Source organism: Kitasatospora sp. NPDC059571 (genome assembly GCF_042735675.1).
In the GTDB taxonomy this organism is placed as follows: domain Bacteria; phylum Actinomycetota; class Actinomycetes; order Streptomycetales; family Streptomycetaceae; genus Kitasatospora.
This window is the reverse complement of record NZ_JBHWBW010000079.1, coordinates 1-22,892: the sequence shown is the minus strand read 5'-3', so window position 1 is coordinate 22,892 and position 22,892 is coordinate 1. Positions and strand designations below refer to the sequence as shown.

The window sequence follows — 22,892 nt, the reverse complement described above, 5'->3', positions numbered from 1 at the left end:
GGGGTATACCCCCCCGGGACCGTGGTCCGATACCCGCCCCGGCGGCGTGAGCCGTTGGCCGTTGGCCGTTGGCCGTGAGCCGCTCCGGGTCAGTCCTCGCTGCCGGAGGAGGGCAGCTGGGCCTGGATGAGGTTCATCACCGAGGAGTCGGCGAGCGTGGTGGTGTCACCGATCTCGCGGCCCTCGGCGATGTCGCGCAGCAGGCGGCGCATGATCTTGCCCGAGCGGGTCTTCGGCAGCTCGCCGACCACCTTGATCTGCTTCGGCTTGGCGATCGGACCGAGGGTCTTGCCGACGTGGTTGCGCAGCTCGGCGATCAGCTCCTCGCTGTCGGTGGCGGTGCCGCGCAGGATGACGAAGGCGACGATCGCCTGGCCGGTGGTGGCGTCGGTGGCGCCGACCACGGCCGACTCCGCGACTGCGGGGTGGCCGACCAGTGCCGACTCGACCTCGGTGGTCGAGATGTTGTGGCCGGAGACCAGCATGACGTCGTCGACCCGGCCGAGCAGCCAGATGTCGCCGTCCTCGTCCTTCTTGGCGCCGTCGCCGGCGAAGTAGCGGCCCTCGAAGCGGGACCAGTAGGTGTCGATGTACCGCTGGTCGTCGCCCCAGATGGTGCGGAGCATGGAGGGCCACGGCTCGGTGAGCACCAGGTAGCCGCCGGAGCCGTTGGGCACCTCGCGGGCCTCGTCGTCCACGACGGTGGCGGCGATGCCGGGGAGGGCGCGCTGGGCGGAACCGGGCTTGGTCTCGGTGACGCCGGGCAGCGGGCTGATCATGATCGCGCCGGTCTCGGTCTGCCACCAGGTGTCCACGATCGGGCAGCGTCCGCCGCCGATGTGCTCCCGGTACCAGATCCACGCCTCGGGGTTGATCGGCTCGCCGACGCTGCCCAGCACCCGGAGGCTGGACAGGTCGAACTTCGCGGGGATGTCGTCGCCCCACTTCATGAAGGTGCGGATCGCGGTGGGCGCCGTGTAGAGGATCGTCACGCCGTACTTCTGGACGACCTCCCAGAAGCGGCCCTGGTGCGGGGTGTCAGGGGTGCCCTCGTAGATGACCTGGGTCGCGCCGTTGGAGAGCGGCCCGTAGACGATGTACGAGTGGCCGGTGACCCAGCCGATGTCGGCGGTGCACCAGTAGACGTCGGTCTCCGGCTTCAGGTCGAAGACGGCGTGGTGGGTGTAGCTCGCCTGGGTCAGGTACCCGCCGGAGGTGTGCAGGATGCCCTTCGGCTTCCCGGTCGTGCCGCTGGTGTACAGGATGAAGAGCGGGTGCTCGGCCTCGTGCGCCTCGGGGGTGTGCTCGGCGGACTGCCCGTCGACCAGCTCGTGCCACCAGACGTCGCGGCCCGCCGTCCAGGCGGTCTCCTGGCCCGTGCGGCGGACCACGAGGACCTTCTCGACCTGCGGGCACTTGGCGAGCGCCTCGTCGATGGCGGGCTTGAGCGCGGACGGCTTGCCGCGGCGGTACCCGCCGTCCGCGGTGATCACGAGCTTGGCGTCGGCGTCCTGGATGCGGGAGGCGACCGCGTCGGCGGAGAACCCGCCGAACACCACCGAGTGGGTGGCGCCGATCCGGGCGCAGGCGAGCATCGAGATGACGGCCTCGGGGATCATCGGCAGGTACACCGCGACCCGGTCGCCCTTGGTGACGCCGAGCTCCAGCAGGGCGTTGGCGGCCCGGGAGACCTCGTCCTTGAGCTCGGCGTAGGTGATCGCCCGGCTGTCGCCCGGCTCGCCCTCGAAGTGGATGGCGACCCGGTCGCCGTTGCCGGCCTCGACGTGGCGGTCGACGCAGTTGTAGGCGACGTTGAGGCTGCCGTCCGCGAACCACTTGGCGAACGGCGGGTTCGACCAGTCCAGGGTCTCGGTCGGCTCGACCGCCCAGTCGAGACGCCGGGCCTGCTCGGCCCAGAAGGCGAGCCGGTCCTCGGACGCCTGCTGGTAGGCGGTGGCGTCCACGTTGGCCGCGGCGGCGAGCTCCGCCGGCGCGGCAAAGCGGCGCTCCTCCTTGAGCAGGTTGGCCAGGCTCTCGTTGCTCAACGCGCACTCCTCATCGAGTCTCATCGTGCCGGGTGATCCCGGGCGGTGGGATTGTCCCGTGTGTCCCAGCACACAGCTCACCAGGCGAACGGGCATGTTGACAAGAGGCTCCAGAAAATTGGTGTAGACCTTTGTCCTTCCCTTTGGCGGGATCGGGCAGTCGGGGGAGGGCCCGCCCGGCGGTTGGCGACGGACTGCTCCACGGGCTGCACCGGCAGTGGCGGGCGGGGTGGTGCGGCCGGGGCCGGACGGCGCGGTGCGGCCGGGGTGGGAGCGGGGGCGGGGGAGGGGCGAGCGGCGGGGCGGGATGTCGCCAGGCCCCGCGCGCAGATGCGGCCTAGCCTCGCCATTGTGTGCGCGAGGCCTTGACGGCCTGCGTTGTCGGTACTCCACTGATCAGGCGGGCCTGTGGCGTTCGCCACGGGCCCGACCAATGACACACCACCTCGGTGACACCACCTCAGTGAAGGGGGCCCGAGCGATGGCTGAGGCAACACCCACCTTTGTCACGAGCCCCCCGGCCACCGCCCGGCCGGGGGACTTCGCCGTCGTCCGGATGCGCGACTATGCGGGCCGGTTGATCAGGATCGGGCAGTGGCTCAACGGTGACGGGTACTCCGACTACGAACACGCCTTCGTGTTCGTCGGCGACGGGCAACTGGTCGAGGCTCAGCCCGGCGGTGCGGAGCTACGCCCCCTCTCGGTGTACGACGGACACGCGACCCTCTGGTCCACCGGGCGGTTCGACCTGACGGAGGAACAGCGCACCGCCGTGGTGGCGGCCGCGCGCGGCTACATCGGCGTCCCGTACAGCGTCCTCGACTACGTCGCGCTCGCCTCTCACCGGCTCCACCTCCCGATCGGGCCACTCATCAAGGGATATGTGGCCGACAGCCGGCACATGATCTGCTCCCAGCTGGTCGACCAGTGCTACCAGGACGCCGGCGTGCAACTGTTCTCCGACGGCCGGTGGCCCGGCTATGTGACCCCGGCCGATCTGGCACGACTGCTGGGTGCCTGAGCCCCTGCGAGGCGCGTGGGCGGTGTGGGCCGGACGGGCCGGCCGACCGCGGCGGCAGGCTGCGGGCCGCGGTCGGGTCGCCCGATCAGGGGGTCGTCAGGCCGGCACGGGAGTGCCGGTCGTACGGTGCTGCTCGCGATACTCCTCGGAGACCGGGTGGAAGGAGCCGCCCGGTCCGTCCAGTACGTAGGCCTGTGCCGTGGCGAAGTCGAAGTACATGCCGACCAGTCGGAGGCTGCCCTCCGCCACCCGGCGCTCCACGGCCGGATTGGCCAGGAGCTGGTCCAACTGCTGCACCACATTGGTGATGCACAGCTCCTCGACCTGGTCGGTCGGGGGGCGACCGGTGAACCGGGCCGGGGCGCGTCGTAGCCGGGCGAGTGATCCGCGCCCGTTGCGCAGCCAGCGGGCCAGCGGTGTCGGTGTGCCCGGTTGCTCGTGCACGCCGTCCAGCAGTGCCTTCATGGCCCCGCAGCCGGAGTGGCCGCAGACCGTGATGGACCGGACCTGCAGGACCTCGACCGCGTACTGCACGGCCGCCGCCACCGAGTCGTCGGCGGCCCCGGGCTCGTACGGGGCGGGGACGAGGTTGCCGACGTTCCGCACCGTGAAGAGGTCGCCGGGGCCGCTGCTGGTGATCATGCTGGTGACCATCCGCGAGTCGGCGCAGGTCAGGAAGAGCTGGGACGGCGTCTGGCCCTCGCGGGCCAGCCGGGCCAGTTCGTCGCGGATCAGCGGGGCGGTGTGCTCCTGGAATCCCCGGACGCCGTCGAGCAGTCGGCCGTGCGGATCGTCCCCGGCCTGCTCGATGCAGTGGTGCCCCATCCAGGGCGTCCACGCCCGGCACCGGTGCCCTGTCGCATCGGGCTCCACGACCACCGTGCCGTCCGGATCCAGGACCGCGGCGCTCTGCTGCTCGGTGACCATGGCGACCCGGCCGCCGCCCGCCTGGTGCACCGCCCGCCATGTGTGCACGGCGTCGTACGCGGCATGGTCGAGGAAGGACCCGTCGTGGTGGACGGTCGCCGGGGCGCCGTGCGGAACCTGGGCGAGAGCCCTGGTCAGCTTGGGCACGGCGGCGAAGGTCAGCGGACCGTGGGTGTGGACGTGGTACGCGCCGTCGGCGGACGCGATCACGTCGACGTGGGCGCGGGTCAGCCGGTACAGCGCGAGGAGGGCGGCCACCGCACCGCCGGCCGCGACACCGAGCGGGACGCCCAGGACGACGACGCCGAGGACGGTCGCGAGGTACGCCGGGAACTCGCGGTGCCGGTGCACGCGCCGGATGTGGGCGAAGCTCACCATCTGGATGCCGACGACGAGCACCAGCGCGGCCAGTGCGGCGAGCGGGATCCGGCGCAGCCCGCCGGCCAGGGCCAGCGCGGCGAGGACCACCCAGCAGCCGTGCAGCACGGACGACCAGCGGGAGACCGCCCCGGCCTGGATGTTCGCGGTGCTGCGGACGGCGCCGCCGGCGACCGGGAGGCCGCCGCAGAGGCCGGAGGCGATGTTGGCCAGGCCCTGGCCGCGGAGCTCGCGGTCGAGGTCGCCGGGGCGGTGCGTCATGCGGTCGACCGCGACGGAGGAGAGGAGGGACTCGACCCCGGCCACGGCTGCGACGGTGAGCACGGCGGCCAGCAGGGCGGGCCACTGCGCGGCCAGCACACCCGGGGACGGCAGGGCCGCCACGGCGTGGTCGTGCCAGCCGGGCAGTTGTACCCGGGCGACTTCGAGCCCGAGGCCCATCGACAGGGCGGTGCCGGCCGCGACCGCCACCAGGGCCGCAGGAACCCGGGAGAGTGCCCGGCCGATCCGCCCGGAGCGGCCCGGCAGGCGGCCGAGGCGGGGCCAGCCGACGAGGACGGCGATGGCGGCGGCGCCGACGGCGAGCGCCGCAGGATGAGGGCCGGCCAGCTGGTGCGGCAGGGCGAGCAGATTCGCCAGGGCCGAGCTCTGCGGCGATCCGCCGAGGACGACGTGGAGCTGGGCGAGCGCGATGGTGAGCCCCACCCCGGCCAGCATGCCGTGCACGACGGCGGGGGAGACGGCGAGGGCGGCCCGGGCCACTCGCAGGGCGCCGAGCAGGAGTTGCAGCAGACCGGCGGCGACGGTGACGGCACAGGCCGCCTGCCAGCCGTACCGGGTGATGACGCCGGCGATGATCACGGTCAGAGCGGCCGACGGCCCGCTGACCTGCAGCGGCGTGCCGCCGAGGAGCCCGGCGACCAGGCCGCCGGCTGCCGCGGCCACCAGCCCCGCAGTGAGCGGTGCGCCGGTGGCCAGGGCGATGCCGAGCGAGAAGGGCACCGCGATGAGGAAGACCGCCAGCGAAGCCGGCAGGTCGTGCAGCAGGAGGGCGCGACCCGAGCGGCTGCCCTTGGGGGGCTGCGGTGTCGGCGGCGCGTGGTCGGTGGTGTCAGAGGCGATGGGTGCGGAGGAAATGTCGAGGGTCATGGCTTCCCGTCTCTCCGGGGAACGAACGCAGTCAGGTCCGGCGATGGTGCGCAACAGGCGGATCGGCTGTCGTGGGTCGCGACGGTTGGGCGGGATGGTGTGAGCGCGGCCGGCGGAGGATGCGCACGGGGCTCATAGACCATCAATGCTCGGTTGGCCAAGAGTCGGTAAACCGAGAGTAATGAGATCTTTGCACAGCGTGAATCCGAACGACAGGCCGGAGCGGTGGATTCACCTTTATGAGTGGCCACTGCCGGGTGAGGGAACCCGGCGGGCGCAGTGAAGCCTCAGGGCCGCCGAACGCCCAGGTCAGAGCGGTCGGCGGCCCCGGGGGACAGCGGCGGTCGGACGGCGGGTCAGGCCGGGGCGGCATCCAGGTGCGTCGCGCCGAGAACGAATTCCGGGTCGACCTGGGTCGCCAGATCGATGCCGGTCTTGGCGTTGCCCCAGCTCTCCGCGTTCCGCAGGTGGAAGTGGACGGCCTGGGCGGTGTAGCGGCGCGGGTCGCGCCGGGCGAGGGCGCCGTCGGCCGCTGCCGTCAGCTGCGCCAGGACCTCGCGGTTCGCCGGCTCCAGGGTCCGCAGCGCCGGCTCTGCCCCCTGCTCCAGGCGGCGCACCCACTCCGAGTGCCCGAAGGAGGTCAGCAGGTCGTCTCCGACCTCACGGCGGAGGAAGGCGAGGTCGTCGGGGCCCTGCACCTTGTTGCCGATCACCCGCAGGCTGACGCCGAAGTCGCGGGCGTACTCCTTGTACTGCCGGTACACCGAGATGCCCTTGCGGGTCGGCTCGGCGACCAGGAACGTCAGGTCGAACCGGGTGAACAGGCCGGAGGCGAAGGAGTCGGAACCGGCGGTCATGTCGGTCACCACGTACTCGTGCTGACCGTCGAGCAGGTGGTTCAGCAGGAGTTCGACCGCGCCGACCTTGGAGTGGTAGCAGGCGACTCCGAGGTCCTCCTCGGTGAAGGCTCCGGTGGCCATCAGCCGTACCGATCCCTCGTCGAGCGCGACGGGGCGGGCGCATGCGGCGTAGACGGGGTTGTCCTCGACGATGCGCAGCAGGCGCGAGCCGCGGCCGGGGGGCGTCGTCTTGATCATCTCGTCGGCGGAGGTGATCAGCGGGTTGTCGCCGCGCAGGTAGTCCTTGATCATCGGCAGGTGTGCGCCGAGCGAGGGCAGGGCCCCGCCCTGGTCGTCCGTCAGGCCGAGCGCGGGGCCGAGGTGTTGGTTGATGTCGGCGTCGACGGCGATCACCGGATGGCCGACGGCGGCCAGGTGGCGGATGAACAGCGCGGACAGCGTGGTCTTGCCGCTGCCGCCCTTGCCGACGAAGGCGATCTTCATCTGGGACTCCGGGCTCTCGCGCCGGCGCACGGGACCGCCGCCGGGTGTTGGAAATCGTTATCGTCACCGATAGTGGCATGGTAGCGGTGGTTTGGGGTGCCGCGGGTGAGGGAAGGCCGGATTGCCTCGATCGGGTGATGCCGGGGTGGGTGTGTCGACTGGGTCGGGGCAGTCATTACTCTCGCGTAGGTGAGCACTGGAACTGATCCCCTCGCCCCGCTGGCCGACCTGCCCGGGGTGCCCGAGGCCGTCGCCGAGGTGCGCAAGGCCGTGGACCGCCTGTACGGGCACCGTGTGATGCGCCGCCGAGCCGGCGAGGTGACCTCCGAGGCGGCCCTGCGCGGCGCCCGTGCCTCGGCGGCGCTGGACGGTGCCGACTGGCCGCTCGAGGAGATCCGGCGCCGCAGCGACTTCGGCGGGGACCGGGAGGCCCGCACGGTCGGCGGGGCCCTGCGGATCTCCGCCGAGGCCGGGCAGCTGCTCGGCGTGTGGCGGCACTCGCCACTCCAGGTGCTGGCCCGGCTGCACCTGCTGGCCGCGGGTGACGGTACGGAGGCCGCCGGCCGGCCGCGCCGTGCGGCGGAGCCGGTCGAGCCGCTGTTCCCCCTTGAGCTCGCCGCCTCCGAGGGGCTGGAGCGGGCCGTCGAGAAGGTCGACATCCCGCCGGCGCCGTCCGCCGACGAGGCAGCCGCCCGGCTGGACCAGTTGGCCCAGCTGCTGGTGGCCCGTTCGGAGGGCGCGGCGAGCGGCACGCCGGCGCTCGTGGTCGCCGCGGTCGTGCACGGCGAACTGATGGCACTGCGTCCGTTCGGGGCACACAACGGCCTGATCGCGCGCGCCGCGCAGCGCATCGTGCTGATCGCGGAGGGCCTCGACCCCAAGTCGATCTGCCCTGCCGAGGTGGGCCTCGCCGAACTCGGCACCGCCGCGTACCGCGAGGCGCTGGCCGGCTATCTGAGCGGTACCGGGGAGGGCATGGCCCGCTGGATCGTCCACTGCGGCGCCGCGCTGCGCCTCGGGGTTCGGGAGAGCACGGCGGTGTGCGAGGCGATGCAGCGCGGCATGGTCTGACGCGCCGGGCCGGCCGCCCGTTCGGACGCCTTCGGGTGCCGGGCGGCGGCCGCACGCACAGATGCGGCGGCACCGGATGCTTCGCGGGTGCCGCCGCTGGTACAGGTACCGGGTTACCAAGCATGCACCGGAAGTGCCCATCAGGTGGGGATCCTGCCCGTTCACCTGGTGCGGCGGCCCGTCAGCGGGTCGGCTGCATGTGGGTGCCCAATTATCTGTACGCGGTCCGTGGGGCCTGAACTGAGTTGTCGGAACGACCTCTTAGGGTCCTGCCGGGTCTCGCGGGCCGTAAGTCCTTTCTATCGCGGATCGCCGCAAAGCGGAACCCGAAAGAAGAAGATTTTCCCGATTGTCCGATTCGGCGTCGCGGCACTCCCGACCGTGTTCCGTACCAGGTCACGGCCGGTCGGGCCATCAGATCGCCGGGCGCTTGCGCCGCGATGTGTACCAGAGCAGTCCGACCGTCACGGCGGCCGTGCCGACCGCCACGGCGAGCAGGACCGAGCGGCTCGGGGCGGAGAACTCCGGGAGCCGGCGGCGGAGTTCGACCGGCCGGCTGAACACGAGCACCGGCCAGCTGCGGGCCGCCGCCTCCTTGCGCAGCGCCCGGTCCGGGTTGACCGCGGACGGATGGCCGACCGCCTCCAGCAGGGGGAGGTCGGTCGAGGAGTCGCTGTAGGCGTAGCAGTCGGCAAGGTCGTAGCCCTGGGACTCGGCGAGCTCGCGGATGGCAGCGGCCTTGTTCTCAGCGTAGGCGTAGTACTCGATCTCGCCCGTGTAGCGGCCGTCCTCGACCTTGAGGCGGGTGGCGATCACGTGGTCCGCGCCCAGCAGGCGGCCGATCGGCTCGACCACCTCGGAGCCGGAGCTGCTGACGATGACCACGTCCCGGCCGGCCGCGTGGTGCTTCTCGATCAGCGACGCCGCCTCGTCGTAGATGATCGGATCGATCAGTTCGTGGAGGGTCTCCGAGACGATCTCGCGGACCTGCTGCACGTTCCACCCGCGGGTGAGGGCCGACAGGTACTGCCGCATCTTCTCCATCTGATCGTGGTCCGCGCCGCCGATCAGGAAGACGAACTGTGCGTAGGCGCTCTTCAGCACCGCCCGACGGTTGATCAGGCCGCCCTGGTAGAAGGGCCGGCTGAACGCGAGGGCGCTCGATTTGGCGATGATCGTCTTGTCGAGGTCGAAGAAGGCCGCGGTGCGCGGCACGCCGAACGGGCGCCGAGCGGCGTGCGCGGTGACCCCCTCCGGATCCTCGGCCGTCGGTTCGGCGCCCTCGCGCGTCGGATCGGCGGCGGGGGCGTGGGTGCCCTCGCGTGCGCCGTCAGGGGTGTCGTCCGCGCCGATTGCGGGGGCGGTCGGGTCGGCGGCCGGCGTGGTGTCCTCGGCGGGCGCGGGGCCCGTCAGCGGCGACCGCGCGGTGTCCGAGGTGCGGCGGGACTTCTCCGCGGGTGCGGCCCGGTGCCCCTTGTCGGGGGTCGGCCGGGGCTCGGTGGGAGCGGTCCCGTTCGAGCTCTCGGGGCCGCGGTCGACGGAGTCGGCGTTCTCGGTGGTGTCCACGGGATCCGAGGATAGAGGGCTCTGCAAATGACCCCGCCAAACGGTGTACTCCCGACCGTGCGGGTTTGTGTTTCTGGCCGCTCGGGTACACCATGGAAGTCACGGATCGTTCGCGACCGTGCTAACCCGGTCCGGCTCCTCCCCCCCGAGTCGGGCCGTGGATAGACGACCCCCGCTCTCCCCCCCGGCGGGGGTCGTCGCATGTCCGGGCCCGTTCACCAGGCCCGTTGACGCGATTCGCCCCCGGATGCGGGCCGTTGCGGCCCCTGGGCGCTGATCCGCCGTTGATCATTCGAACGTTCCGGCGACTCGCCACACTCGTCACTCTGGGTAGCTGAATGATCAATGTTCGCACGCCTTCTTCATAGCCCCGAAGAGGGCTCGTGCGTCAATTCTCCGGTGTATTGCCCCCCTGGCGAGTGAACCGAGTTATCCACATCCCCGTGTTGTCCACAGGCATTCGAGTGGTGGCGGACGGATTGATCGGCGGACGCCACCGTGGTGCTCGGGCAGCCGTCCCGCCCGAACCTCGGGCACCGGGGCGGCGGCCCGCCGACCCGCGCCGCGGCACACGAGCGCGCCCCGTCCGGGTCGGCCCGCACCGGACACCGCCCATTCGGGGGAGAGCGCCATGCAGACACCGACCACCGACTCCGACTTCGCCGACCGTGCGGGGCCGAGCGGGCCGCTGATCGTCACCGAGGACACCGCCCTGGCCGAGCAGCTGGTGCGCCTGTGCACCGCCGCCGGGGTCGAGCCCCAGCTGGCCCGCGGCATGCCGCCCGCCCGGACGAGCTGGGAGAACGCACCCCTGGTGCTGGTCGGCGACGACGTTGCGGAGCGGTGCACCGGGCTCGCCAGACGCCCGGGAGTCCTGCTGCTCGGGCTCGACCTCGACGACGGCGCCGTATGGGTCCGGGCCGTACGGCTCGGCGCCGAGCACGTGATCTTCCTGCCGGACGCGCAGCCCTGGCTGCTCGACCGGATCTCGGACGCGGTCGAGGGCGTGGGCCCGCCGGCGCTCACCGTCGGCGTGCTCGGCGGCCGCGGCGGGGCAGGGGCCTCCACTCTGGCGTGCGCTCTCGCGGTGACCGCGGCCCGGTCCGGCCACCGCACCATGCTCGTCGACGCCGACCCGCTCGGCGGTGGTCTCGACGTGCTGCTCGGCGGTGAGACGTCGGACGGGGTGCGCTGGCCCGACCTGGCCGGCTCCCGGGGCCGGCTCAGCAGCGCCGAGCTCGCGAAGGCACTCCCGGAACTCCACCGGCTCAGCGCGCTCTCCTGGGATCGCAGCGACTGTCTGACCATCCCGCCCGAGGCGATGCAGAGCGTCCTCGCCGCGGCCAGGCGCCGGGGCGGCCTCGTGGTGGTCGACCTGCCGCGGCACCTCGATGCCGCTGCCGCCGAGGCACTGGAGCAGGTCGACACCGGTCTGCTCGTGGTCCCCGCCGAGCTGCGGGCCCTGGCGGCGACCGGCCGGGTCGCCGCTGCCGCTCGGATGCGTCTCGCCGACCTTCGCGCCGTGGTCCGGGTGCCAGGCACGATCGGCCTGTCGGCCGACGAGATCGCCCGCAACCTCCGGCTGCCCTGCGCGGGTGAACTCCCCTCCGAGCCCGGCCTCGGCCAGGACGTGGAGCGCGGCACGCCACCCGGCGTCCGCGAGCAGGGGCCGCTCGCCCGCTTCTGCAGCAGCTTCCTGACCGAGGTCATGCCGCCGGTCGCCGCCGCCGAAGGGGGTGCGCTGTGAGGGGCCGTCGTCCCGGGGGCCGGGCCCCGGCCGATTCCGGCGCACACCGCTCCGGAGTGCGCCGCAGTCTGCGGCACAGTTCGCTTTGGGCGGCGCCGGACGCCGTGGCTGCCGAGCCCAGTGCCCGGGGAGCGCGTGGCCTGGCCGGGCACCGGACGGACGCGCAGCGGCCAGGTGCCCTCGTCGACGCCGTCCGAATGCACCTCGCCGAGGCCGGTGTGCAGCCCACCACCGGATCCGTCGCAGCGGCACTGCGGGCGCACCGCCCGTCGCTCGGCGGGAGCGACGTCCTGGACGCCGTCCGGGCGATCCAGGCCGAGCTGATCGGGGCCGGACCGCTGGACGCCCTGCTCACCCGGCCCGGCGTGACCGATGTCCTGGTCAATGCACCCGACGAGGTGTGGATCGACTGCGGCAGCGGCCTGCACCCGGCGGAGGGGGTGCGCTTCCCCGATGCCGAGGCCGTGCGCCGCCTCGCCCACCGGCTGGCGACCGCGGCGGGGCGTCGTCTGGACGACGCGATGCCGTGGGTGGACGCCCGGCTGCCGGACGGCACCCGGCTGCACGCGGTGCTGCCGCCGATCGCGGCCGGCTGCACGCACATCTCGCTCAGGACATGCCGTTCCCGGCCCTTCACGATGGCCGAACTCATTGCCCGCGGGGCGCTGCCGCCGGACGGCGCCGACCTGCTCGCCGGGATCGTCCGGGCCCGGCTGTCGATGCTCATCAGCGGAGGCACCGGCAGCGGCAAGACCACCCTCCTGGCGGCGCTGCTCGGCCTCGCCGACCCCGACGAACGGATCGTCCTTGCCGAGGACTCGGCCGAACTCCGCCCGGCGCACCCGCACGTCGTCCGCCTCCAGGGCCGCCCGGCCAATCAGGAGGGCCTCGGCGAGCTCACCCTCCGGGACCTCGTCCGGCAGGCCCTGCGGATGCGCCCCGACCGCCTGGTGGTCGGCGAGGTGCGCGGCCCCGAGGTGGTCGATCTGCTCGCCGCCCTCAACACGGGCCACGAAGGCGGCTGCGGCACGGTGCATGCGAACGCAGCCGCCGACGTTCCGGCCAGGTTGGAGGCTCTCGGCTCGCTGGCCGGGCTCGACCGCTCCTCGCTGCACAGCCAGCTCCGGGCAGCCCTGGACGTGGTGGTCCACGTGGCCAGGGACCGCCTGACCGGCCTGCGCCGAGTCGCCGAGATCCACACGGTCATCGACCGGGGGAACGGCCTCTCCGGCACCCTCCCGGCCGTGTTCCTCCGAGCGGACGGGCGCTGCGAACGCGGCCCGGGCTGGGCCGGCCTCCAGCAGACCTGCGCCGATCGCGGTACCGCCCTCCCGGCCGTTGCGGGAGGCCCCGAATGACGCTGTGCCGACTGGAGATGGTCTGGGGGCTGATCCTCTGCGTCATCGCCGGGACGGCCTGGCGACTGCTCGACGCAGCCGTACGCGGCACACGCCCCGACGACACCGGGACGCACGGGAGGCGACACCGATGAACATCGACGAGATGGGCAGGGCCCTGGCCGCAGGCAGCGCCGTGCTCGCATGCCGGCTCGCCCTGCGCGGTCGTCGGCCCGCCGCACGGCGCACCCGCGCGCTGCTCGGACGGCCCGCGCGGATCCGCCCACTCCGGTGGGTGCGGTCAGCGGCCGCTGCCGCGGCGGGGCGTCGCCCGGCCTGGGCCGTGCCCGAACTCCTGCTCCTACCGGTCGGACTGGCCGTCAGCCGGACGACGGAATCGGTGGTCCCGCTGCTCATGGCCGTGGCAGCGGTGGTGCCGCTCCGCCGCTGGCGGCTCCGTCGGCGGCGGGCTGCGACCGCCGGACGGCGAACGGCTGCCGTCATCGACCTCTGCGCCGGACTGGTGGCCGAGCTCCGCAGCGGCGCCACACCCGAGTACGCCCTCCGGACCGTCATCGACCGCAGCATGACCCTGCGGCAGGACCTCGGTCGCGAGCCCAGTGCCCGGCTGGCCGCCGTACGGTACGGCGCCGATGTCCCGGCCGCGTTCCACCTGATCGCCGAACTGCCCGGCGGGCGCGGCGCCGGCGCGGTCGCCGCCTGCTGGCAGATCAGCGCGGACAGCGGCACCGGCCTCGCACTCGGCCTCGACCGCATTGCCGACGCCCTGCGAGCCGAACGGGCGCTCAGCGAGGAGGTGGCCGGCGAACTCGCCGGCGCCCGTACCACCGTCGCGCTGCTCGCCGCGCTGCCGGTCTTCGGACTCGCACTCGGCACGGCCCTCGGGGCGCGGCCGCTGCCGGTCCTCCTGCACACACCGACCGGCCTGGCCTGCCTGACCACGGGAGTCCTGCTGGAGGCCGCAGGCCTGGCCTGGACAGCGCGAATCGTCCGGGCAGCCGAGGACGCCCCGGATGCCGGGACGGGCCGTCGCACCCGGCAGCAGGAGCGGACGGCAGACCTGCCCGGGGCGGGCGTCGACTGCGGCCTCTCGCGGACGAAGCCGGCTCGCGCAGGTCGACGGTCGGCCGCGGCCTGGCACCCGCATCACCCGACCGGGGCGGAGGCCGTGCGATGAACACCACGCTGGCCGCAACCGCCGCCCTGGCGGCCGCAGCGGGAGCAACGGCAGTGTCCGCGGCCGGACCGCTCCGCCGCGCCGGCGCCCGGCGGAGGCTCGACCGACGACTTCCCGGCGGCTGCGCCGGCCGGGCCCGGCGGCACGCCCTCGGCGGCCGCGCCGCCGGGCGGATCGGACGTCCGGACTCCCCGCGCGCAGCTGGCTGCTGCCGATCTCGGCCGGCCTCGCCTCCGCCGCCGTCCTCGGCGGTGCGGTGGGGCTGGTGGTCGGGTCGGTCGTCGCGGCAGCCGCCTACTGCTGGCTCCCCAAGCTGCCCACCCGCGAGACGCGGCGGGTCGCAGCCCAGCGCGAACGTCTGATCCGTCAGATCCCGCTCACTGCGGAGCTGCTGGCCGCCTGCCTCGGATCCTCGTGCTCGCCGGGGCGAGCCGCCGCGGCGGTCGCGGCGAGCATCGACTCGCCGATGCGGGAGCGACTCGGCAGCGCCGTCATCCACCTGTCCCTCGGCGCCCCTCCCGAGCTGTGCTGGGAACAACTGGGCGCCGACTGCCCGCCCCTCGCACCGCTCGCCCGCTGCCTGGCCCGGACGAGCCGGAGCGGCGCACCTCCCGCCGACGCGCTCAGCGGGCTGGCGCAGGCCCAGCGGGCGGCCGCCGGACGCGCAGCACACGCGAGGGTGCGCCGGGCCGGGGTGCTCGCCACCGCTCCCCTCGGAGTCTGCTTCCTGCCGGCCTTCGTCCTGATCGGCGTGGTCCCGGTGGTGACCGGCCTCACGGCCCTCTACGCCCACCGCATCTGAGCTGCCGCACCGCGCTCGGCGTCTCCCTCATCTCTGCTCATGCCGGCATCTCTGCTCATCCCGGCATCTCTGAGCATCCCGGCCCGCCACGGCCCCGTGGCGGTGTTCGCCTCCCTCTCTGACCCAGGAGTCCCCGATGTCGCTCTCCACCACCTCCACCATCCAGGTCCCCGTCCCCGCCTTCCGGGAGCCTGCCGACCGCCGCCGTACGGGCCGGACGGCCGCGCTGCCCGATGCCGCGCGGCGCCCGTGCGGACTCGTCGTCCGGTCGGCGCGTGCGCGGTGCCGACAGCGCCTCGCTCTGACTGCACGGAGGATTCGGCGGCGCCTCCACGGTTCGCCGGATGCCGGCATGACGACGGCGGAGTACGCGATCGGCACGATCGCGGCGTGCGCCTTCGCCGCGATCCTCTACCGCGTGGTGACCAGCGACGCCGTATCCGGTGCGATCGGCCAGCTCCTGGACCGGGCCCTCCATGCGGTCTGAGCAGCGGCCCGCCGCCGCAGCAGCCCCCAGCACCGCGCCTTCCGGCGCACCCTCGCCCGGCCCGCGCCCGATCCGATTGCGCAGTCGACGACCGAACCGCCCCGCGGGCGGCAACGGGAGTGGAACCGCCCGGTCCGCGCCGGAGGCCGGGATGGTCACCGCGGAGACGGCAGTGGCCCTGCCGGCCATGGTGCTGCTCGCCGCTCTCCTGATCTGGGGGCTCGTCGCCGCGAGTGCCCAGATCCGCTGCGTCGACGCGGCCCGGGCCGGCGCCCGGGCAGCCGCCCGCGGGGATGCGGATGCGGCGGACGTGGCGAGGGCCGCTGCGCCTCCCGGCGCCACGGTCGAGGTCGTTCAGGAGGCGGAGAGCGTCCGGGTCACGGTGGAGGCTCCGTGCCCCGGTCCCGGGCGGCTCGGCGCGGCACTCTCCGCCCGCCTCGGAGCCTCGGCGGTTGCCGCACGCGAGGACGTGACCGGTGGGGGAGGAGAGGCTGCGCCATGGCCCTCGTGATCTGCGGACGGCGGCGCCCTCCGCCCGGAGTCGGCGTTGCCGCGGGCGGGAGGCCCGTGGCGGCGTACCCGGCGGACGGCGGCTCGGCGACGGTGTGGCTGCTGGCGCTCGGCATGATCGGCTGCGCGGTCTTCGCCGCCGCGCTCGCGGTGGGTTCCGTCGTGGCCGCCCGCCACCGGGCGGAAGCGGCCGCGGATCTTGCGGCCCTGGCCGCGGCCGACCGGCTGTTGGTCGACGCGGACGGGGGATGCGGTGCGGCGGGCCGGATCGCGGCGGCACAGCACGCGACCCTGGTGTCCTGTTCCCCGCGGTGGGACGCCGACGCCGTCGAGGTCGTGGTGGAGGTGCCCACGAGTGCCCTGCCGGTGCTCGTGGGCCCCGCGAGAGCCCGGTCCCTGGCCGGTCCGGTGTGGGCGTGGGGCCCCGGCGACGGGACTCGGCCCGGATCCGCTGTCGGACCGGATCCCGCACGGCTCGGCGGGCCGCGCTCACGCAGTCCCCGACGCGCCCCCGTCCCCGTCCGTCCCTCCACTTCGGCCGTCGCCCCCACCGTCGCCCCCGCTTCTGACTCCGCTCTCGCCCTTGTCCGCGGGGGCACCCGACAGCAGGACGTCCAGGAGCCGTACCGCCGCCGCCTTGTCCAGCGGATCATTGCCGTTGCCGCACTTCGGCGACTGCACGCAGGACGGGCACCCGCGCTCGCACTCGCAGGCCGCGATGGCGTCTCGGGTGGCGGTGAGCCACTGCACGGCCCGGCGGAATCCCCGCTCGGCGAAGCCGGCGCCACCGGGGTGGCCGTCGTAGACGAAGACCGTGGGCAGCCCGGTGTCCGGGTGCAGCGGGACGGACACCCCGCCGATGTCCCACCGGTCGCAGGTGGCGAACAGCGGGAGCAGCCCGATCGACGCGTGCTCGGCCGCATGGGCGGCGCCGGGCAGTTGGTCCAACGGGATCTCGGCGTCGAAGAGCTGATCCTCCGTCACCGACCACCACACGGCCCGGGTCCGCAGCGTGCGGGGAGGAAGGTCCAGCTTGCTCTCGCCGAGGATCTCGCCGGTGGAGATCCTCTTGCGCAGGAAGCCGACCACCTGGTTGACGACCTCGACGGCCCCGAAGCTGAGCCGGGCCTCGCCCCACTCCTCGGTGGTGTCCGTCCCCAGTATCGAGATGGAGGTGATGTCCCGGGCCGAGGTCGTGTAGGGCGGGTCGGCGGCCTCGACCAGGGCCACCGAGCTCTCCAGGTCGAGGTCCCGTACGAGGTAGCTGCGGCCCTGGTGGATGTGGACGGCCCCGGCATGGACGGTGGTGTGGGCGGCGGCCGCGTCGACCGTGCCCAGGAGCCGTCCGGTGGCCACCTCCACGATCTGAACGGGGCTGCCGCCGCTGCCCCGGAGGTCCACCCGGTCCGCGGCCCGCTCCCGGCGGGTCCAGTACCAGGCGCCGTCCGCCCGGCGGCGCAGCAGTCCGCGGCGTTCCAGGGCCGGGAGCAGCCGGCCGGTCGACGGCCCGAAGAGCTCGATGTCGGCATCGACGATCGGCAGTTCGGCAGCGGCAGCACAAAGGTGCGGTGCCAGCACGTGCGGGTTGTCGGGGTCGAGTACCGTCGCCTCCACCGGCGTCGCGAAGAGCGCCTCGGGGTGGTGCACCAGATAGGTGTCCAGCGGATCGTCCCGGGCGATCAGGACGGCGAGTGCCCCCTGCGCCTCCCGTCCGGCGCGGCCGGCCTGCTGCCACAGCGATGCCCTGGTGCCCGGGTAGCCGGCCATCAGGACGGCGTCCAGACCGCTGACGTCGACACCGAGTTCGAGCGCCGAGGTCGAGGCCAGGCCGAGCAGCCGACCGGACTGCAGAGCGCCTTCCAGTGCCCGGCGCTCCTCGGCGAGGTAGCCGCCTCGGTAGGCCGCCACCCGCCCGGAGAGCGGCGTGCCGAGCAGGTCCTGCGCCTGCAGCGCGACCAGCTCGGCGGCCCGCCGGGACCGGACGAACGCCACGGTCCGGGTGCCCGATTCGACCAGGTCGGTGAGCAGGTAGCCGGCCTCGGCGGTCGCGGTCCGCCGGACGGGGGCGCCCTGTTCGCCGACGTGCTCCGTGAGCGGGGGCTCCCAGAGCGCGAACACCATCGGCCCGCGCGGGGAGGAGTCCTCGGTGACGGCCGTCGCGGGCAGCCCGGTCAGCCGCTCCGCGGTCACGGCGGGCTCCGCCGTCGTCGCGGAGGCGAGCAGGAACGTCGGCGACGCGCCGTACCGGGCGCACAGTCTGCGCAGCCGGCGCAGCACCTGCGCGACGTGCGAGCCGAACACCCCGCGGTAGCTGTGGCACTCGTCGATCACCACGTACCGCAGCGCCTTGAGGAAGGAGGACCACCTGGGGTGGGAGGGCAGGATGCCGCGGTGCAGCATGTCCGGGTTGGTGAGCACGTACGAGGCGTACTGGCGGACCCATTCGCGTTCCTCGGGTGGCGTGTCGCCGTCGTAGAGCGCCACCCTGACGCGCGGCGGGACGAGCGCGGCGGCGCGGCGGCGCTGGTCCGCGGCGAGTGCCTTGGTCGGGGCGAGGTAGAGCGCGGTCGCGCCGCGCCCGTTGCGGGCCTCGCTGCCGTCGAGCAGGGTGCTGAGGACGGGGGCCAGGTAACCGAGGGACTTGCCCGACGCGGTTCCGGTGGCGATCACGGTGGTCCGGCCCGCCATGGCGAGTTCCATCGCCTCCGCCTGGTGCGCCCACGGCTCGCGAACCCCGAGCTCCCGCGCGGCTTGTCGGATTTCCGGACGGATTGCTTCCGGCCAGGAGGCATGGCGTGCGGAGCGCGCGGGCAAGTGCTCCGTATGGGTGAGGCGATCCGACCGGCCCCGGTTGGCGGACAGGGTCTCAAGCAGGGCCTCGGGCGAGCTGTGACGGGGCGGCATGAGGACCCAGTGTGTCACCGGCGTGACGGAGAATCGCCGCAAGCCATCGTGCGGGCATGCTCGCAGGTGGTTGAATGAGCCCGTGACGGCCGCATGGCCGAGGGACGCACGCCGACGCCATCCGCACGGCATGCCTCGCCCGGCCTGCGACCACGCGGTGGCGGCCGCCCGGCCGAGGATCGCAATGACGTAGCAAGGCAAGGTGCTGGAGGTTCCGTGGACCTGTCCCTGTCGACCCGTACGGTTGGCGATCGCACGGTCGTCGAAGTCGGCGGCGAGATCGATGTGTACACCGCCCCCAAGCTGCGGGAGCAGCTGGTCGAGCTCGTCAACGACGGCAACTACCACCTCGTCGTCGACATGGAGGGCGTTGACTTCCTCGACTCCACCGGCCTCGGCGTGCTGGTGGGCGGACTCAAGCGGGTCCGTGCGCACGAGGGTTCGCTGCGCCTGGTCTGCAACCAGGAGCGGATTCTGAAGATCTTCCGGATCACCGGTCTGACCAAGGTGTTCCCGATCCACACGTCGGTGGACGACGCGGTCGCCGCCACCGACTGACAACCTTCCGCCGTACCGGCGGGGCCGTTGATGGCTCCGCCGGTGCGCGGGGCTCGGTCGGGCCTGTGCGGCACCGCCGAGCGATCGGACCGACGAGGGAGCAACCCCGGAGGGGGAGGAATGGCAACCGTCGAACTTCGATTCAGCGCGCTTCCCGAGCACGTGCGCACGGCGAGGCTGGTCGCCGCTGCCGTGGCGAGACGAGCGGGCGTGGACGAGTCGGTGCTCGACGAGGTGCGCCTCGCCGTGGGCGAGGCGTGTTCCCGCGCCGTCGGTCTGCACCAGCGCGGCGACGCCCAGGGCGCGATCCGTGTCGCCCTGATCGAGCAGGAGAAGCGTTTCCTCATCGAGGTGGCCGACGAGGCCGGCCCGATTCCGCTGGCCGCCCCGACTGCCGACGAAGGCTCCGACCGCGACGATGACGCGCTCGGTCTTGCGGTCATCAGCGGCCTGGTCGAGGACGTCGAGGTCAGCAACGGCTCCGACGGCGGCCTGATCCGGATGAGCTGGCCGGTGTCCTCCGCCCCCGTCGCGGTCTGACGACTCCCGCCCCCGCTCCTGCTCCTCTGTTCCCGACCTGCCCCGGCCTGACCCCGTCCGGCGCCGATTCCGCGCTCGGTCCTGAGTCACCTCCGGCCCGCTGTCGGTTGACAAAATGTTGATTCCCGCGGTTCCCTGCTGCCCGGCGCGACCGGTACGGCACGAGAACGACGGGAAGAGAACCCATGCGGATACGCATCCTGTGGCCGGCCGGCCGGACGACGGCCGAGCTCCGGTCGACGCCCACCTCCGACCGCCTCTGGCAGGCGCTGCCCATCTCCTCGACAGCCCTGACCTGGGGCGACGAGGTCTATTTCGACACCGGCGTGAGTGCGGCCCCCGAGCCCGATGCGCAGCAGGTGGTCGAGCCCGGCACGGTGGCGTTCTGGACGGACGGCGACAGTCTGGCGCTGCCGTTCGGGCCCACGCCGATCTCACGCGGGGACGAGTGCCGGCTGGCGAGCCCGTGCAACGTCCTGGGCACGCTCGACGGCGACCCCGCGGTGCTGCGGACGGTGCGTCCCGGCGATGTGATCCGGGTCGAGCGGGCGTGAGCACCCGTGCGCGCTGAGCGCCCCTGATCAGGGGCGATCGGTGGCGACCTGGCAGGGGCGGTCAGAGGCGGTCAGGGGTGATTCTGCGGCCGGGCAGGCGGGCCGTGTAGGTTCGCAGATCGATGTCCGCGACCGAAAGGCCACCCCGGTGAACAAGCGACTGCTGACCGTCCCCGTGCTCGGCGCGCTGCTCGCCTTCGGCACCGTCGCCTGCAGCAGCGACAACAGTGCCGCGCTGGACTCCTGGGCCAAGGGCGTCTGCGACGCCGCCAAGGACCCGATAACGCAGTCGCGTGCCGCGCTGGCAGACACCGCCAAGGTCATCCCCGGTGAGGCGCCCGCCGACCTCCAGAAGCGGCTGTCGACCGACCTCGCCGGCCTGGCCAAGGCCAACCAGGGCCTTGCCGACGCCGTGGACAAGGCGGGAGCGCCCAAGTCCGACGACGGTGCGACCTCGCAGAAGGAGGCCGTGGACGAGCTGCGGAAGGCCGCGCAGGGGTACCTCGACGTCCAGAAGAAGCTGAACGCCCTGGCCACCATGGACCAGGCGAAATTCGCCGATGGTCTCCGCAGCGTCGGGGACCAGGTGCAGCAGGTGGCCCAGCTGTCCACCAACGGGCTGAACCGGCTGCAGACCGGCGAGATCGGCGACGCGGTGAAGCGGCAGCCGGGCTGCAAGGCGGGCGCCCTGCCGGCCGGCGCTGACGGGGCGTCCCCGGGCGCCTCCGCCCCCGTCGCGCCGGAGGGGTCCGTCGCGCCCTCCCTCAGCCACTCCGGCGCCAACCCGTCGGGCTCCGCCCAGTCCGGGAAGCCCTCGGCCTCGGCTTCCGCCTCCGCAGGCACCTCCGCAGCGCCCGGCGCCTCGTCCTCCGGTTCCGCCGACCCGAGCGCCTCGGCCGGCTGATCCCCTCCCCTGGCTCGCCCCCCTCCCCGGCTCACCGCCCTCTCCGGCTGACGATCATCTCCGGCCGACGGTCCACGCCGGGCGGCTATCCCTGGCCTGACGGCGCCGGGCCCGTGGTGGACGCCCGGCCGGGAGGGCGCGGGGGACAATGGCGGGGTGACCAACAGCCCTGCCCCGGACCCCACCCGCCTCGCCCGGTTCCGCGAGGCCCTGCTCGCCGCCCAGTACACCGCCGACGGCTGCCTCGACCTGCTGGGACCGACCGCCTACGCGGCGCTCGCCCGCAGCGAGACGGTGCCCGCGCTGCGGGCCACGCGCGGTGGCAGCCCGCTGGAGACCCTGGTGCGGCTCTTCCTGCTGCAGCAGCCGGTGAGCCACGCCGCGGCCGCTGCCGCCCTGCCCGTCGAGGACTGCCTGGCCGACGGCTGGCTGACGCGGGACGGCGACGACGTCCGGGCCACCGTGGATGTCCGCCCGTACGCCAACGAGGTCGCGGGGCTGCCCAGCGCCGATGCCTGGGTGGTGTCGGACCTCGGCTGCGCGGTCGGCGGGGCCGGCGGGATCGGTTCGGGGGAGTCCCCGGGCGGGGTCGACCGTCGTGACCTGGTGCTGGGTGTGGGCGGCGCGTCCACGACCCTCGCCAACCTGGCGGTGCGGCGCCCGGTGCGAAGCGCCCTCGACCTCGGGGCCGGGTCCGGCGTGCAGGCGCTGCACGCCGCGCGCCACGCCCAGCAGGTCACCGCGACCGACGTCAATCCGCGGGCGCTGCACTTCAGCAGGCTCACCCTGGCACTCTCGGGCTTCGACAACACGTCCACCGCCGAGGGCAGCCTCTTCGAGCCGGTCGCCGACCGGAAGTTCGACCTGATCGTGTCGAACCCGCCGTTCGTCATCTCGCCCTCCGGCCGATTCGTCTACCGCGACGGCGGGGTGGCCGGGGACGACCTCTGCCGCAGCCTGGTGCGCGGCGCGGCCGCTCACCTGCAGCCCGGCGGCTACTGCCAGCTGCTGGCGAACTGGCAGCACGTCAAGGGCGAGGACTGGCACGACCGGCTGGCCGGCTGGGTGGCCGGGACGGGGCTGGACGCCTGGGTGGTGCAGCGTCAGGTCCAGGACATCGCCGAGTACGCCGAGCTCTGGCTGCGCGACGGCGGTGACCACCTCGGGAAGGGCGCCGATTACCGGGCGCGCTACGGGGAATGGCTGGACGCCTTCGAGACGGCCGGCGTGGAGGGCGTGGGCTTCGGCTGGATCACCCTGCGCGCGGGCGGTGCCGCCGAGCCGACCGTGCGGATCGAGGAGTGGCCGCACCCGGTGGAGCAGCCGCTGGGCCCGCACATCGAGAGCTGGTTCGCCCGGCAGGACTTCCTGCGCGACCACGACGACGCGGCCCTGCTGGCCGCGCGGTTCCGGCTGGTCGACGAGGTCGTCCAGGAGCAGGTCGGCGCCCCCGGGGCCGAGGACCCGGAGCACGTGATCCTGCGTCACAACCGCGGCATGCGGCGGGCCACCAAGGTCGACACGGTCGGCGCCGGCTTCGTCGGTGCCTGCGACGGGACGCTCGCCGCGGGGGACATCGTCGACGCGATCGCCCACCTGCTCGGCGAGGAGCGGGTGCTGCTGCGGGACCGGGTGCCGGACTCGCTCCGCCTGCTCACCGAGCAGGGCTTCATCCAGCCGGTGAACGACTGATCGATCACTCGACTGATCCATGACGCGACTGATCAATGACCCGACTGGTCAGTGACCCGGCTGATCGGTGACCCGACTGGTCAGTGACCCGGCTGATCGGTGACCCACTGATCGGTGGTCGTCCGGGGAGCAGACCGCGGCGGGCCTGGTGGGGTGTTC

General features: G+C 73.5%; 18 protein-coding genes and 1 pseudogene. 14 read left to right on the top strand and 5 right to left on the bottom strand.

From position 1 onward, the window contains the following. Positions 1-89: 89 nt before the first annotated feature. Positions 90-2,045: an acetate--CoA ligase gene (acs, locus tag ACFV0G_RS12315; RefSeq protein ID WP_380545614.1), complete on the bottom strand. Its 1,956-nt coding sequence runs from the start codon at positions 2,043-2,045 to the stop codon at positions 90-92. Between the two features lie 481 nt (positions 2,046-2,526). Here acs and ACFV0G_RS12310 point away from each other — a divergent pair, with 481 nt between their 5' ends. Further along, positions 2,527-3,066, top strand: a complete 540-nt coding sequence (locus ACFV0G_RS12310; protein WP_380545612.1) for a hypothetical protein — start codon at positions 2,527-2,529, stop codon at positions 3,064-3,066. Positions 3,067-3,162: 96 nt separating this feature from the next. Here ACFV0G_RS12310 and ACFV0G_RS12305 read toward each other — a convergent pair whose 3' ends face one another. Next, positions 3,163-5,520 (bottom strand): SulP family inorganic anion transporter, encoded by a 2,358-nt coding sequence (locus ACFV0G_RS12305; RefSeq protein ID WP_380545610.1) that lies wholly within the window; start codon positions 5,518-5,520, stop codon positions 3,163-3,165. Between the two features lie 356 nt (positions 5,521-5,876). Next, positions 5,877-6,863, bottom strand: coding sequence for an ATP-binding protein (locus ACFV0G_RS12300; RefSeq protein WP_380545608.1), 987 nt, complete (start codon positions 6,861-6,863; stop codon positions 5,877-5,879). Positions 6,864-7,052: 189 nt separating this feature from the next. Between ACFV0G_RS12300 and ACFV0G_RS12295 the strand changes: the two genes are divergently transcribed. Next, entirely contained in the window at positions 7,053-7,934 is an 882-nt protein-coding gene (locus tag ACFV0G_RS12295) for an oxidoreductase (protein ID WP_380545606.1), read from the top strand. A gap of 414 nt (positions 7,935-8,348) precedes the next feature. On the opposite strand, the gene ACFV0G_RS12290 is transcribed toward ACFV0G_RS12295, so the two are convergent. Continuing rightward, on the bottom strand, positions 8,349-9,149 hold the full coding sequence (locus ACFV0G_RS12290; RefSeq protein WP_380545622.1) for an HAD family hydrolase: 801 nt from the start codon (positions 9,147-9,149) through the stop codon (positions 8,349-8,351). A gap of 982 nt (positions 9,150-10,131) precedes the next feature. On the opposite strand from ACFV0G_RS12290, the gene ssd reads away from it, so the two are divergent. From ssd to ACFV0G_RS12255, 7 genes and pseudogenes are all read left to right on the top strand, one after another. Beyond that, positions 10,132-11,247, top strand: coding sequence for a septum site-determining protein Ssd (ssd, locus tag ACFV0G_RS12285; RefSeq protein ID WP_380545604.1), 1,116 nt, complete (start codon positions 10,132-10,134; stop codon positions 11,245-11,247). A 140-nt stretch (positions 11,248-11,387) separates the two neighbouring features. Continuing rightward, entirely contained in the window at positions 11,388-12,605 is a 1,218-nt protein-coding gene (locus ACFV0G_RS12280) for a TadA family conjugal transfer-associated ATPase (protein ID WP_380545620.1), read from the top strand. Between the two features lie 130 nt (positions 12,606-12,735). Beyond that, entirely contained in the window at positions 12,736-13,782 is a 1,047-nt protein-coding gene (locus ACFV0G_RS12275; protein ID WP_380545602.1) for a type II secretion system F family protein, read from the top strand. Between the two features lie 265 nt (positions 13,783-14,047). Continuing rightward, positions 14,048-14,584, top strand: coding sequence for a type II secretion system F family protein (locus ACFV0G_RS12270; protein WP_380545600.1), 537 nt, complete (start codon positions 14,048-14,050; stop codon positions 14,582-14,584). 301 nt (positions 14,585-14,885) lie between these two features. Beyond that, positions 14,886-15,071 carry a DUF4244 domain-containing protein gene (locus tag ACFV0G_RS12265; RefSeq protein WP_380545618.1) on the top strand — a complete coding sequence of 62 codons (186 nt, stop codon included), beginning with the start codon at positions 14,886-14,888 and terminating at the stop codon, positions 15,069-15,071. Between the two features lie 151 nt (positions 15,072-15,222). Then, complete coding sequence (locus tag ACFV0G_RS12260) at positions 15,223-15,582, top strand: TadE family type IV pilus minor pilin (RefSeq protein ID WP_380545598.1); 360 nt, start codon at positions 15,223-15,225, stop codon at positions 15,580-15,582. After that, positions 15,570-15,929 (top strand): annotated as a pseudogene (locus ACFV0G_RS12255) (Rv3654c family TadE-like protein); the annotation flags it as partial. The gene ACFV0G_RS12260 and the pseudogene ACFV0G_RS12255, both read left to right, overlap by 13 nt. 141 nt (positions 15,930-16,070) lie before the next feature. Here ACFV0G_RS12255 and ACFV0G_RS12250 read toward each other — a convergent pair. Then, positions 16,071-18,617 carry a DEAD/DEAH box helicase gene (locus tag ACFV0G_RS12250; RefSeq protein WP_380545616.1) on the bottom strand — a complete coding sequence of 849 codons (2,547 nt, stop codon included), beginning with the start codon at positions 18,615-18,617 and terminating at the stop codon, positions 16,071-16,073. Between the two features lie 84 nt (positions 18,618-18,701). On the opposite strand from ACFV0G_RS12250, the gene bldG reads away from it, so the two are divergent. The 5 genes from bldG to ACFV0G_RS12225 all read left to right on the top strand — a co-directional run bounded on the left by bldG (position 18,702) and on the right by ACFV0G_RS12225 (position 22,733). Further along, positions 18,702-19,043 (top strand): anti-sigma factor antagonist BldG, encoded by a 342-nt coding sequence (gene bldG, locus ACFV0G_RS12245; RefSeq protein WP_014178436.1) that lies wholly within the window; start codon positions 18,702-18,704, stop codon positions 19,041-19,043. 120 nt (positions 19,044-19,163) lie between these two features. Beyond that, a complete protein-coding gene (locus ACFV0G_RS12240; RefSeq protein ID WP_380545596.1) occupies positions 19,164-19,583 on the top strand; it encodes an ATP-binding protein in 420 nt (139 codons plus the stop codon). 185 nt (positions 19,584-19,768) lie between these two features. Next, positions 19,769-20,137, top strand: a complete 369-nt coding sequence (locus ACFV0G_RS12235; RefSeq protein WP_380545593.1) for a cyclophilin-like family protein — start codon at positions 19,769-19,771, stop codon at positions 20,135-20,137. 148 nt (positions 20,138-20,285) lie between these two features. Then, positions 20,286-21,041 (top strand): hypothetical protein, encoded by a 756-nt coding sequence (locus tag ACFV0G_RS12230; RefSeq protein WP_380545591.1) that lies wholly within the window; start codon positions 20,286-20,288, stop codon positions 21,039-21,041. Between the two features lie 156 nt (positions 21,042-21,197). Next, positions 21,198-22,733 (top strand): methyltransferase, encoded by a 1,536-nt coding sequence (locus ACFV0G_RS12225; protein ID WP_380545589.1) that lies wholly within the window; start codon positions 21,198-21,200, stop codon positions 22,731-22,733. The last annotated feature ends 159 nt before the right edge of the window (positions 22,734-22,892 follow it).